The sequence below is a fragment of the Pseudomonas sp. MPB26 genome, from assembly GCF_046605355.1.
Classification (GTDB): Bacteria; Pseudomonadota; Gammaproteobacteria; order Pseudomonadales; family Pseudomonadaceae; genus Aquipseudomonas; species Aquipseudomonas cedrina.
In genome coordinates, this window is sequence record NZ_CP176793.1 from 3653127 (window position 1) to 3665142 (window position 12016).

General features: G+C 59.6%; 15 protein-coding genes. 6 read left to right on the forward strand and 9 right to left on the reverse strand.

The window, feature by feature from the left end; genetic code table 11:
• The first annotated feature begins 49 nt into the window (after positions 1–49).
• The 3 genes from ACLH0H_RS16970 to ACLH0H_RS16980 all read left to right on the forward strand — a co-directional run bounded on the left by ACLH0H_RS16970 (position 50) and on the right by ACLH0H_RS16980 (position 2196).
• Positions 50–364 carry a 3-phosphoglycerate kinase gene (locus ACLH0H_RS16970; RefSeq protein ID WP_411378878.1) on the forward strand — a complete coding sequence of 105 codons (315 nt, stop codon included), beginning with the start codon at positions 50–52 and terminating at the stop codon, positions 362–364.
• Positions 365–502: 138 nt separating this feature from the next.
• Positions 503–1105: an FMN-dependent NADH-azoreductase gene (locus ACLH0H_RS16975; RefSeq protein WP_411378879.1), complete on the forward strand. Its 603-nt coding sequence runs from the start codon at positions 503–505 to the stop codon at positions 1103–1105.
• 212 nt (positions 1106–1317) lie between these two features.
• Positions 1318–2196: a carboxylate/amino acid/amine transporter gene (locus tag ACLH0H_RS16980; protein WP_411378880.1), complete on the forward strand. Its 879-nt coding sequence runs from the start codon at positions 1318–1320 to the stop codon at positions 2194–2196.
• A 9-nt stretch (positions 2197–2205) separates the two neighbouring features.
• On the opposite strand, the gene ACLH0H_RS16985 is transcribed toward ACLH0H_RS16980, so the two are convergent.
• Both ACLH0H_RS16985 and ACLH0H_RS16990 read right to left on the reverse strand, forming a co-directional pair.
• On the reverse strand, positions 2206–3204 hold the full coding sequence (locus ACLH0H_RS16985) for an NADP-dependent oxidoreductase (protein ID WP_411378881.1): 999 nt from the start codon (positions 3202–3204) through the stop codon (positions 2206–2208).
• Between the two features lie 86 nt (positions 3205–3290).
• Entirely contained in the window at positions 3291–4079 is a 789-nt protein-coding gene (locus ACLH0H_RS16990; protein WP_411378882.1) for an SDR family NAD(P)-dependent oxidoreductase, read from the reverse strand.
• Between the two features lie 169 nt (positions 4080–4248).
• On the opposite strand from ACLH0H_RS16990, the gene ACLH0H_RS16995 reads away from it, so the two are divergent.
• Entirely contained in the window at positions 4249–4818 is a 570-nt protein-coding gene (locus tag ACLH0H_RS16995) for a TetR/AcrR family transcriptional regulator (RefSeq protein ID WP_411378883.1), read from the forward strand.
• Positions 4819–4824: 6 nt separating this feature from the next.
• Here ACLH0H_RS16995 and ACLH0H_RS17000 read toward each other — a convergent pair whose 3' ends face one another.
• Positions 4825–6123: a mechanosensitive ion channel family protein gene (locus tag ACLH0H_RS17000; protein WP_411378884.1), complete on the reverse strand. Its 1299-nt coding sequence runs from the start codon at positions 6121–6123 to the stop codon at positions 4825–4827.
• 194 nt (positions 6124–6317) lie between these two features.
• Here ACLH0H_RS17000 and ACLH0H_RS17005 point away from each other — a divergent pair, with 194 nt between their 5' ends.
• The gene (locus ACLH0H_RS17005; protein WP_411378885.1) at positions 6318–7661 is read left to right on the forward strand and encodes a DEAD/DEAH box helicase; all 1344 of its coding nucleotides are present in this window, start codon (positions 6318–6320) and stop codon (positions 7659–7661) included.
• Positions 7662–7766: 105 nt separating this feature from the next.
• Here the strand turns inward: ACLH0H_RS17005 and ACLH0H_RS17010 are convergent, their stop codons facing one another.
• Entirely contained in the window at positions 7767–8042 is a 276-nt protein-coding gene (locus tag ACLH0H_RS17010; protein WP_411378886.1) for a hypothetical protein, read from the reverse strand.
• 153 nt (positions 8043–8195) lie between these two features.
• Here ACLH0H_RS17010 and ACLH0H_RS17015 point away from each other — a divergent pair, with 153 nt between their 5' ends.
• A complete protein-coding gene (locus ACLH0H_RS17015; protein ID WP_411378887.1) occupies positions 8196–8585 on the forward strand; it encodes a transcriptional regulator in 390 nt (129 codons plus the stop codon).
• Between the two features lie 71 nt (positions 8586–8656).
• On the opposite strand, the gene ACLH0H_RS17020 is transcribed toward ACLH0H_RS17015, so the two are convergent.
• The 5 genes from ACLH0H_RS17020 to ACLH0H_RS17040 all read right to left on the reverse strand — a co-directional run bounded on the left by ACLH0H_RS17020 (position 8657) and on the right by ACLH0H_RS17040 (position 11989).
• Positions 8657–9493, reverse strand: coding sequence for an IS3 family transposase (locus tag ACLH0H_RS17020; protein ID WP_411378539.1), 837 nt, complete (start codon positions 9491–9493; stop codon positions 8657–8659).
• On the reverse strand, positions 9490–9792 hold the full coding sequence (locus tag ACLH0H_RS17025; RefSeq protein ID WP_014717988.1) for a transposase: 303 nt from the start codon (positions 9790–9792) through the stop codon (positions 9490–9492). The genes ACLH0H_RS17020 and ACLH0H_RS17025 overlap by 4 nt, the downstream gene beginning before the upstream one ends.
• A 152-nt stretch (positions 9793–9944) precedes the next feature.
• Positions 9945–10811, reverse strand: coding sequence for a DUF6279 family lipoprotein (locus ACLH0H_RS17030; protein WP_411378888.1), 867 nt, complete (start codon positions 10809–10811; stop codon positions 9945–9947).
• Between the two features lie 69 nt (positions 10812–10880).
• Complete coding sequence (locus ACLH0H_RS17035; protein WP_411378889.1) at positions 10881–11603, reverse strand: TorF family putative porin; 723 nt, start codon at positions 11601–11603, stop codon at positions 10881–10883.
• A 206-nt stretch (positions 11604–11809) separates the two neighbouring features.
• Positions 11810–11989 carry a hypothetical protein gene (locus ACLH0H_RS17040; RefSeq protein ID WP_003193095.1) on the reverse strand — a complete coding sequence of 60 codons (180 nt, stop codon included), beginning with the start codon at positions 11987–11989 and terminating at the stop codon, positions 11810–11812.
• Between the last annotated feature and the right edge of the window lie 27 nt (positions 11990–12016).

Below are 12016 nucleotides of genomic sequence, written 5' to 3' on the forward strand. Positions count from 1 at the left end.
GATGGGTTCCTCTTGTCCTAAGCTGACGGTCCTTATTGGAGACTGTCGAATGAGAAAATTCTGTTGTGTATTGCTGGCGCTGCTGCCGATGAGCGCGTTTGCCTACCCCATCGACGTGACGAAAAAAATTGACGGCGTGAGCATCGACTACACCGCCTCCGATGTGGATGGCGATATCAGCTCGATCCAGCTCAATAACTACGGCGCCCGGGACGCCGTCTGCTCAGTAATCTTCACCAACGGCCCGGAGGCGCCGCGCCGCAGGACGGTCACGGTGCCGGCGGGTAAAAGCACCAACACCACCGCCAAGTTCAACCGCGCCATTATCAAGATGCGTATCGCCCTGGCCTGCGCGCCGAAATAAGCCGATGGCGGAACACGCGGGTATATAAACAAATTTATAGATGGGTTATAGCAGTTTTTTGCGCTTTTTAATCGAATTGGCTCTGTTTAATCTTCACTCCATCGACTTACAGCAATTTCAGATGGAGCCTACAAAGCCATGTCCAATGTTCTGATCATCGAAAGCAGCGCCCGCCAGCAGGATTCAATCTCGCGCCAGCTGACCCGGCAGTTCATCAGCCAGTGGCAGGCCGCCCACCCGGCGGACCGGATCACCGTGCGTGACGTGGCGCTCAACCCGGTCCCGCATTTGGACGCCGACCTGCTCGGCGGCTGGATGAAGCCGGCGGAGCAACGCAACGAGCGTGAACAGGCCTCCCTGGACCGCTCTGACGAATTGACCAACGAACTGCTGGCCGCCGACGTATTGGTAATGGCTGCACCGATGTACAACTTCGCCATCCCCAGTACGCTCAAGGCCTGGCTGGACCATGTGTTGCGGGCCGGTGTGACCTTCAAATACACCGCCACCGGCCCTCAGGGCTTGCTGACCGGCAAGCGCGCCATTGTGCTCACCGCTCGCGGCGGCATCCATACCGGCGCCAGCTCCGATCACCAGGAACCTTACCTGCGCCAGGTCATGGCTTTTATCGGCATTCACGATGTCACCTTCATTCACGCCGAAGGGGTGAACCTGAGCGGAGATTTCCAGGAAAAAGGCATCAACCACGCCAAGGCCTTGCTGGTTCAACTCGTCGCCTGAGCCGGCGGGTCGTTTAATCGTCACATAACCGCGGGGTGTTTTTATCGCTCCACGCCAACCCTTCAAGTACGCGTATCGAACCTCCCTTTGCACTTTCTGCTCCTGAGTGCTCCTGCCCGACTGCCGCTTCAGCGAGGTCGGGTTTTTTTTGCTCCGAGTTTCTTCAACCGGCGAAAACCTTTAATGTCGCGCCCATACGAAACGAGGCGAACATGGGCTATTTACTGGTTGTCACCCTGATACAGGCATTTTCCTTCAGCTTGATCGGCGAATACCTCGCCGGTCACGTCGACAGCTATTTCGCGGTGCTGGTGCGCGTCGTGCTGGCCGGGCTGGTGTTCATCCCGCTGACCCGCTGGCGCTCGGTGGAGCCGGCCTTCATGCGCGGCATGCTGGTGATCGGCGCGTTGCAGTTCGGCGTGACGTATGTGTGCCTCTACTTGAGCTTTCGCGTGCTCACGGTGCCGGAGGTGCTGCTGTTCACCATCCTCACGCCGCTGCATGTGACCCTGATCGAAGATGCCCTCAACCGGCGCTTCAACCCCTGGGCATTGATCGCCGCGCTGGTCGCGGTAGCGGGCGCGGCGGTGATTCGTTTCGACCAGATCACCCCGCACTTCCTGATGGGATTTCTACTACTGCAACTGGCCAACTTCACCTACGCCGCCGGGCAGGTGATGTACAAGCATCTGGTGGCGCGTTACCCGAGCGATTTGCCGCACTATCGACGCTTCGGCTACTTCTACCTGGGTGCTTTGCTGGTGGTGCTGCCGGCGTTCCTGTTGTTCGGCAAGTCCGACTTCCTGCCCGAAGCGCCGCTGCAATGGGGCGTGCTGGTGTTCCTCGGGTTGGTCAGCACTGCGCTGGGTTTGTACTGGTGGAACAAGGGCGCCTGCCTGGTCAATGGCGGCACCCTGGCGGTGATGAACAACTTGCATGTGCCGGTGGGCCTGCTGCTGAACCTGCTGATCTGGAACCAGCACGAACCGCTGGGGCGCCTGGCGCTGGGTGGGTTGGTGATTCTGGGCGCGGTGTGGATCAGCCGCCTGGGCCTGCGCGCGGCGCCAGTGCGGTCACACCGATCGCGCTGACGCTCATGCTTACCTCAGCGTAATCACCACCTTGCCCTTGGATCGGCCTTGTTCAACGTAGCTCAAGGCCTCGGCGGTTGACTCGAAAGGGAAGGTCCGGTCGAGCACCGGCCGGATAATCCCCGACTCCACAAGCGCGGTGATGTTCTCCAATTGCGCACCACTGGCGCCCATGAACACGAACCCATAGTCGACGCCCCGTTTGCGTGCCTCGGCGCGGACCCGGCGGCTTAACATCCGCATCACCAGCCCCAGGACCCAGGACAACTTTTGCTCTTGGGCGAATGCGGGTGTCGGCGGTCCCGAGATCGAGATGAGTCGGCCGCCCGGTTTCAAAATGCCTAGGGACTTGTGCAAGGCATCGGCGCCGAGGCTGTTCAGCACGACGTCGTAGCCCTGCAACACACGCTCGAAATCCTGCTGTTTGTAGTCGATCACCAAGTCGGCGCCCAGCGCCTTGACCCATTCCACATTGTCTGTGCTGGTGGTGGTCGCAACGAACGCACCCAGGTGCTTGGCGAGCTGGATGGCAACGCTGCCGACGCCGCCGGAACCGGCATGGATAAAGACTTTCTGGCCTTTTTTCAGTTGGGCGGTTTGCACCAGCACCTGCCAGGCTGTCAGAGCGACCAAGGGCAGGGCGGCCGCTTGTTCCATGCCGATAGAGGCGGGTTTCAACGCGAGGGCATCTTCGTGCACCGCGATCAACTCCGCAAAGCTGCCGATGCGCTGCTCGGGCGGGCGACCATAAACGGCGTCGCCCGGCTTGAAGCACCGTACAGCGGGCCCCACACGCTCCACGACGCCGGCCAGGTCATTACCGAGGACCAGTGGGAATGAATACGGCAGGATCAGTTTGAATTCGCCCTTGCGAATTTTTAAATCCAGGACGTTGACGCTTGCCGCATGCACTTGGACCAGCACATCGTGGAGCCCCACTTCAGGCGCGGGCACCTCGCCGATACGTCCCTTGTCCTTGCCGTAGCGTTCGATAAAAAAGGCTTTCATGATGATGTGCTCTTAGGGTTCTGAGGGCGCCTGAAGGCGACGCTGTTACCGCGACAAACCTGTAACAGCGTCGAGGGCTGCGTTGATCAGGCGTTGGCGTGATAACGCTCGGCAACCTCGGACTGCCGGATCTGCGCCAGCAGGCCCTGGCGCGCCGCCTGCAAGGCATCCCAACGGGCGGCGTCATGCAGCGGGGGAATGGTCACCGGCTCACGGCGATCAAACCCGAGCAGTGCGGCGTCGACCAGGTCGTCGACTTCCATGATTTCACTGAGGGTGTTGACGTCGATACCCGCCCGGTCCCAGATCTCCGTGCGCGTGGCTGCCGGGAGAACGGCTTGCACATACACCCCTTTGGGCGAGAGTTCCAGGCTCATGCCTTGTGACAGAAACAGCACGAATGCCTTGGTTGCGCCGTACACGGTCATCCCGAACTCGGGAGCCAGGCCGACGACCGAGCCGATGTTGATGATCGCACCCTTGCCTGCCTGTGCCAGGCGCGGAGCGATGGCACTGGCCAGCCGCACCAATGCCGTGGTGTTCAAGGCGATGAGGTTTGCCACACTGTCGGTGGACTGTTCGATGAAGCTGCCCGACTGGGCGGCGCCGGCATTGTTGACCAGGAGGGTGATGCGTGCGTCATCACGCAGGCGAGCCTCGACGGTCTTCAGGTCATCGATCTGGGTCAGGTCAGCTTGCAGGACATCCACAGCGACCTTGTATTTTTCGCGCAATGTTGCGGCGAGGGCGTCCAGGCGAGTCTTGTCGCGGGCCACCAGTACAAGGTCGTGCCCGCGTTGTGCGAAACGCTCGGCATAGGTGGCTCCGATGCCAGTGGAGGCGCCGGTGATCAGAACGGTATCGGTGGTGTTCATGGGGGGGAATTCTCTGCTTGGAAAATCGACAGGGGATAGGCGCCTTGATCGCGGGAATTCGCGACAGCGCATTTATGATGTTGTTCGTAATCAAAACTGTCAATACTTTTGATTACGGTCGACATCGTAGTAAGATGCGGGCATTGCTTAGCGATGCAGAGGCGAACACATGAAAATCACCAAGGCACAGTCACTGGCCAATCGAGCGCATATCGTGGAGACGGCTTCAGAGCTGTTTCGTGAGCGCGGATACGATGGCGTGGGTGTGGCGGAGCTTATGGCCGCGGCCGGTTTTACCCAGGGCGGCTTCTATAAGCATTTTGGCTCCAAGGCCGATTTGATGGCGGAAGCGGCGGCCACCAGTCTTTCGCAGTCGGTGACCAGCACTGAAAGCCTGGACTTGCGGCAATTCATCAATCTTTACGTGTCGCGGGACCACCGTGACGGCAGGAGCGAAGGGTGCACTCTGGCAGCGCTGTGCGGGGACGCCGCGCGTCAATCGGGCGAGTTCAAGGCGACCTTTGCCGAGGGGATAGAGCGCACGCTGGCCAAGCTCCAGCAAAAGTACCTGGCCGATGAACAGGCGCCCAGGGACGTTGCGCGCGCAAAGATGATCGACATGCTGGCCCATGCAATCGGCGCGGTCATGTTGTCGCGGGCATGCCCGGATGACTCTCCCCTCGCGGACGAAATCCTCGAGGCATGCCGCACTGAAATGACCGCTTCATTGGCGCAGTAGAAGCGATTACGCCAGGCTGTTCTGAGGGGCAGGCAAATGGCTGGCTCCCATGACCGCCGGCATCATTCCCGCGCGCAAATCGTTGCCGCTGGGCTGCTGGTACAGGCTCAAGCCAAACTCCGGCAGTACCGCCAGCAGGTAATCAAAGATATCGCCCTGGATCCGCTCGTAATCGGCCCAGACCGTGGTGCGGGTGAAGCAGTAGATTTCCAGCGGCACGCCCTGGGCGGTGGTTTGCATCTGGCGCACCATGCACGTCATGTTCGGCTGGATGTCCGGGTGGCTTTTCAGGTAGGCCAGTGCGTAGGCGCGGAAGGTGCCGAGGTTGGTCATGCGGCGGCGGTTGGCCGATAACTGCGCACTGTGGCCCTGGGCTTCGTTCCAGGCCTTGAGTTCGGCCTGCTTGCGCCCGATGTAGTCGGTGAGCAGATGCACCTGGGTCATGCGCAACTCCTCACCGTCATGCAGGAAGCGCACGCCGCTGGCGTCGATAAACAGGCTGCGCTTGATGCGGCGCCCGCCGGACTGCTGCATGCCGCGCCAGTTCTTGAACGACTCGGACATCAGGCGCCAGGTGGGGATGGAGACGATGGTCTTGTCGAAGTTCTGCACCTTGACCGTGTGCAAGGTGATATCCACCACATCGCCGTCGGCGCCGACCTGGGGCATTTCGATCCAGTCGCCGACCCGCAGCATGTCATTGCTGGTCAGTTGCACGCTGGCGACGAATGACAGCAGGGTGTCCTTGTACACCAGCAGGATCACCGCCGACATCGCACCCAGGCCCGACAGCAGCAACAGCGGCGAACGATCGATCAGGGTGGCGACAATGATGATCGCGCCAAACACGAACAACACCATCTTCGCCAACTGCACGTAGCCTTTGATCGAGCGGGTGCGTGCATGTTCGGTGCGCGCGTAGATGTCCAGCAGGGCACTGAGCAGGGCGCTCATGGCCAGCACCAGGAACAGGATCGTCAGTGCCAAGGCGACGTTGCCGATGAACAAGATCGCGGTCTTGCTCAGGTCCGGCACCAGGTACAGGCCGAACTGGATGACCAGGGAGGGCGTCATTTGCGCCAGGCGATGGAAGACTTTGTTGTGCCGCAGATCGTTGAGCCAATGCAGCGCCGGTTGCCGGCCGAGCAGTTTGATGGCGTGGAGGGTGAGGTAGCGCGCCACGCGGCCGAGCAGCAGGGCCACGACCAGCAATACCAGCAAGCCGAGGCTGGCATGCAGCAGCGGGTGTTCGTCGAGGGCGCCCCAGAGGTCCTGGAGGTTGAGCCAGAGCTGTTTGATATCCATGGGTGAAACCGGTTCTTCTGTGGGACTACAGGGGGGCGATTAGAGCATTTAAGTGCAACAATGTTGACGTCGTGGACAAATGTCCTGACAAAAAAGCCGCTCAATACAACCGTTCGCGTAAAGAAACTCGGTTTGGACGCGCGAAACCGGTACCCTATGCAGCTGTTTTTTTGTATTTCTTCGAGGTAGCACCCGTGTTTTCCCAATTCGCCCTGCACGAACGCCTGCTCAAAGCCGTGGCCGAGCTTAAATTTGTCGAGCCTACGCCTGTGCAGGCAGCGGCCATCCCGCTCGCGCTCGAAGGGCGTGACCTGCGGGTGACGGCTCAAACCGGTAGCGGCAAGACCGCCGCTTTCGTCCTGCCGATCCTGCATCGCCTGATCGGCCCGGCCAAAGTCCGCGTCAGCATCAAGACCCTGATCCTGCTGCCGACCCGCGAGCTGGCCCAACAGACGCTGAAGGAAGTGGAGCGCTTCTCGCAGTACACCTTCATCAAGTCCGGCCTGATCACCGGCGGTGAAGATTTCAAGGTGCAGGCCGCCATGCTGCGCAAGGTGCCGGACATCCTGATCGGCACGCCAGGTCGCATGATCGAGCAACTCAACGCCGGCAACCTCGACCTCAAGGAAGTCGAAGTGCTGGTGCTGGACGAAGCCGATCGCATGCTCGACATGGGCTTTGCCGACGACGTGCAGCGCCTGGTCGCTGAATGCGTCAACCGCCAGCAGACCATGCTGTTCTCCGCCACCACCGGAGGTTCGACCCTGCGCGACATGGTCGCCAAGATCCTGAACAACCCTGAGCACTTGCAGGTCAACAACGTCAGCGACCTGAACGCGACCACGCGCCAGCAGATCGTTACCGCTGACCATAACGTGCACAAAGAGCAGATTCTCAACTGGCTGCTGGCCAACGAGACCTATCAGAAAGCCATCGTGTTCACCAACACCCGCGCTGCGGCCGACCGCATCTACGGTCGCCTGGTCGCCCAGGAATACAAGGCGTTCGTGCTGCACGGTGAGAAGGACCAGAAGGACCGCAAGCTGGCCATCGACCGCCTCAAGGCCGGCGGCGTGAAGATCCTGGTTGCCACCGACGTTGCCGCGCGCGGCCTGGATGTCGATGGCCTGGACATGGTGATCAACTTCGACATGCCGCGCAGCGGCGACGAATACGTGCACCGTATCGGCCGTACCGGGCGTGCCGGCAATGATGGCCTGGCCATCTCGCTGATCTGCCACGGCGACTGGAACCTGATGTCGAGCATCGAGCGCTATCTCAAGCAGTCGTTCGAGCGTCGCACCATCAAGGAAGTCAAAGGCACCTACACCGGGCCGAAGAAGGTCAAGGCGTCGGGCAAGGCCGTTGGCGTGAAGAAGAAAAAAGTCGACGCCAAGGGCGAGAAGAAGAAAGTCGGCAAGTCGCCGACCAAGCGCAAGATTGCCAACCGGCCGAAGACCGACAACCTGTCCCTTGTCAGCAAGGACGGCATGGCGCCGCTCAAGCGCCGCAAACCGGAAGTGCCGGCTGCGGAATAAGGTTGGTTGGTTTGATATGAAAAAACCGGACGATTGTCCGGTTTGATCGTTCCCACGCTCCGCGTGGGAATGCATCCCGGGACGCTCTGCGTCCCGTTCCTGCACTCAGTTTTTGGCCTTGACCGCTGCTTCTTTGAGTTCCTTGAGCCGCGCATCGATCAACTGGCATTTATCAGGGAACTCGGCGCTTTCCGTATCCAGGTCCATCTTCTGCAGCTCGTGGTTCATCTCCTTGGCCTTGGTAGGGTTCTGCTCGGTCAGTTTGGTGACTTCTTGGGCCAGTTGCTCGCGCTTGGCGGTCGCTTCTTCTGGCGTACAGGCCCAGGCGGGCAGTGCACTCATGAGTGCGGCCGCGACGGCCAGGTTTCTCAGGGTTTTCATCGGGTACCTCCTTGGCGGTTGTATTCGGTTGAGGGGGCGAACGTCTGGAAAGTTCAGCGAACCAACTCCCGTCGATCAGGCTGAACGGCCACTAAGGGGGCGTGTCACAGTCCTGACGGGCTACTTTTTCGTGGGCCTGCAGGAGGAATCAGGATGACGACTTACAACTGGGATCTGATCGAACGTCTGCTGCATGAAGTGCAGAACGGCGAAGGTAGCTTCGCGCCGCGTAAATACGCCGAGCAGGAAGCGGCCGAAAAGGCGACAGCGGGCGAGTCCACCGGCAATCTGGACGCGCTGAAAAAGACTGCGGCAGATTACGAGGCGATGCTGTTCAAGCGCGGTTTCATTGAGTCGCGCCCCGAGGAAGAGGGCGGCAATGGCGAGAATTTTATTTTGACGGCGTTGGGCGCACAGCTGCTGGCGTTGATCGACAGCTCCATTCCCGGCAATGACCATCCGCGCCAGGTTTTGGATGAGCAAGCGGATGCACTGGAGCCGGCGACGTTTGCTGAAGTGGCCTCCAAGGCCCAAATTGCCTGAACGGACGCTGCACTGAACCAATGTGGGAGCGGGCTTGAACTGGTCAAGTAATCTTGGACACTGATTACGGTTCACGCCGCCAACCTTTCCTTCATGACCGGCGACCGGTAGTCGTTGTAGCTGTGAGGCCTGCTGATGTTGTAGCGAGAGACATAGCGCTGCACGTCTGCTCGGGCCTCATGTTCCAGTTTGTAGCCCGTTTCAGGCACCCACTCTGATTTCAAACTGCCAAAGAAACGCTCCATCGGGGCGTTATCCCAGCACTCGCCTTTACGGCTCATGCTTTGCCTAAAACCCTGTTTGAGCAGCTCGTTTCGAAACTTATGACTGGTGTACTGACAACCTTGGTCAGAATGAAACAACACATTCTGGGGATGGCCGCGTAGCTCAACCGCCATGCGTAGCGCTTCGCAGGTCAGGTTGGCATCAGAAATCATCGAGAACGACCAGCCTACGATCCTGCGAGCGTACAAATCCAGAACGGCGGCGAAGTACATCCACCGCTTGCCGACCTTGATGTAAGTCACGTCGCCACACCACACCTGATTAACCGCCGTCACATCAAATTTCCGCTTGAGCACGTGTGGCGCCACCAAGGCCTCCGCGCCCGGCGACTTGTACTTATGGCGCCTGCGCTGACGACTAGCGATGCCAGCTTCGCGCATCAAACTGCGAGCCATATAACGTCCGATACGATGCCCTTTGGCTTGTAGCTCCTTGGACAATGTACGTGCGCCGGCCGACTCTCTGGACGCCTTGTGGTGCCTGACCAGCGCGGCCTTGAGCTTGTCCCGTTCAGGATTTGCTCTGCCCTGGCGCTGGCGCCAAGCGTAGAAACTACTGCGGTTGACCCCGAACGCCCGGCAACACCTTTTAACGCCGTACTGCTCGTCCAGCTCATCGATCAACGTGAATGATCTTTGGCGTCCAAAAGCAGGAGAGCACTGGCCTTTTTTAGGATTTCGATATCCAGGTCTTTCTCTCTGAGCAGAGCTTTGAGCCTCTGGATTTCTCGTTGATCAGCGGTAATCGCCTTGGCCCCTACGGGAGTCGAGCCCAAGCGTTCTTTTTGCACTTGATCGACCCAGCGACGCAGCGCTGTGGGGCCGATATCCAGGCTGGCACAGACTTCGGTAACTGGCTGACCTTCATCCAACACCATGCTGGCGGCCTTGAGCTTGAACTCACTCGAATAAGATTTACGCATATCCAAACACCTCAAATTTGGGCGCTATCATAGCGCCCGAATGAAGTGTCCAAAATCATTAGGCCAGTTCAGCTTGCTCGCGAATACGGTGTGACAGCCAACACATGTGCAAGCTGAACCACCGCTTTCGCGAGCAAGCCCGCCCCACAGGTTTAACTCGTCGCGGCCTTGAGGCATTTGAGCGCCTTGAAGTCGCTGCGTACGCCGTCGATTTTTTGCATGAGCTTAAGGCGCTGCTGTGCAGTGCTTTCAGCCATCAAATCGACGATCAGACTGCGCGCCGCCGCCTCTGTGCGCCCATAAGCCGCGCGATATTCAGGCGTCCACAGGCTTTCTCGCTCCACCAGCAATTGCTGTATTTTCTGCGGGAAGTCTGCGTTGCGGCGTTGCTGCACGGCTTGGATAAATTGCGCCTGCCAGTTCGCGCGGTTACCGATCCATTCCTTATTCTGATCCCCCAATGCGATGGACCATGCCGCCACGCGATTCTGCTGGCTGTTGCTCAACGGGCCGATCCAGGCATCCAGGCGCTTGTTCATACGCTCGGCGCGCTCCTTGATCTGCTGCTCAAGGGGCGGCTTGAGGAATTCGTCCTGGCGCTTGCGCAAATCCTTGGCCAGGGCGTCATTCATCTCTTTTACCTGCTGGTCATCCAGGCCCTGCAGCAGTTCGATGGCCGACGGAGTGACCTCACGGGCGACTTCGGCGATGGCTTGCTTGGCTTCGAAGGTTCGGGCTTGCAACGCTGCATCGGTCACCTGGTTGCTGTCGACCATCTGCTGCAGGCGGTCCAGCCAATCCAGGTAACCCGGCAATTGCGTGGTGCAATGCCAGGCCAGGTGTTCCTTGAGTTTGTCGTTGAACCAGCTCTTCTGCCCGGCGTTCATGTCCAAGTAGTCGTTGAGGGTCCAGGGGATAATCACGTCCAGGTTGCGGTAGGCCAGGCCCACGCGACTGCAGCCGGCGAACACCAGGCTAAGGCTCAGCAGCAGCACCAGAAGTTTGAGCCGACGTAGCATGGGCCGGTCCTTGCGCAGTAAGTAGAGTTAACGCATGTGAACCCGCGACGAGGGCGACAGTTCAGCCTGTCAATAAAACGATCGTACGGCCTTCAAGGTCAATAGGCCGTCGCATTGCGAATTGTGTCCGGAGTAGGCAGAGCAATCGCCGCCACTGAGGCTGGAATCGCTGTAGATCAAGTCCAGGTCGACACCTTTCCAAGCGCGGGAGAGCTGCACCGACCAATCGCTGAAGCTGCTGATGGCGCCGCCGTCCACCGATGTCGGGGTGCCTAGCTGGTGGGTGGTGTACTTCATGCTCACGCCAATCCCGAAGGGCTGCGTGCCGCCAAGGTCGGCGAACAGCGTGCTGTCCTGCCGGTCCGGATCATGGCTGAAGGAGACGCCGAAGCGATTGCCCAGCAGGTTCAGGCCGCCGTAGAACGCCTGGCTGTCGAGGGGGCTGAGCTTGGGATAGCTGTAGTGGATCAAACCCACTTCGTAGCCCAGGGTCTGGTCGAAGGGCTGTTTGAAGCCCATATAGGAATCGACCTCGAGTGTGCTGGCCGGCGACAGGCCCATGTTCGGTGAAAACTGGCCGAAGTACAGGCCGCTCTCGTGGCTCAGGTCCAGCCCGCCATGGAACGCGTCGCTGCCGGGGGCGGTCGGCTTGACCAGCCCCTGGGCCATGCTGCGGCTGGGGGTGGTGCCCAGTTTCAGGTCGAAGTCGCCCAATTCGCGCTGGAAGATCTGCGCATGGGCGATGGGACAGGCGGCGAGGACGCTGACCAGGAAAACGCAGGATTTGAGCATGCTTCACTCCATGAAAAGCGAGGAGCAGGGACGGATAAAATCGGGCAGATGCCCGTGCTAGACGTGTGCAAGCATACCGACGATTGCCTGGAGGTGAGGCCCGTTCGTCGATTAGCGCGATGATCAATGTGCAGCGAGGGTATTTCGGGCTCTAGTCCTAGCGCCTTGAAGGCAAGACGCTTAGGGACCAGGTGTGTTGCGCGATATTACTTTTTACCCAGGCTGATCTGCTTGGATGGGCCGAAAGTCTGGCCGCTCACGCCCTTGGCAATTTGCTGGATTTCGCCACCGGACTTGAGGAACGCAGCGATCTGGCTGTTGATCGACTCGCTGGTTTCAACGGCTGGAGCTGGCTTTGCTTTGCTGTTGGATGCTTTTACACGCATGGCGGCCACTAACCTGTAGAAAATTAA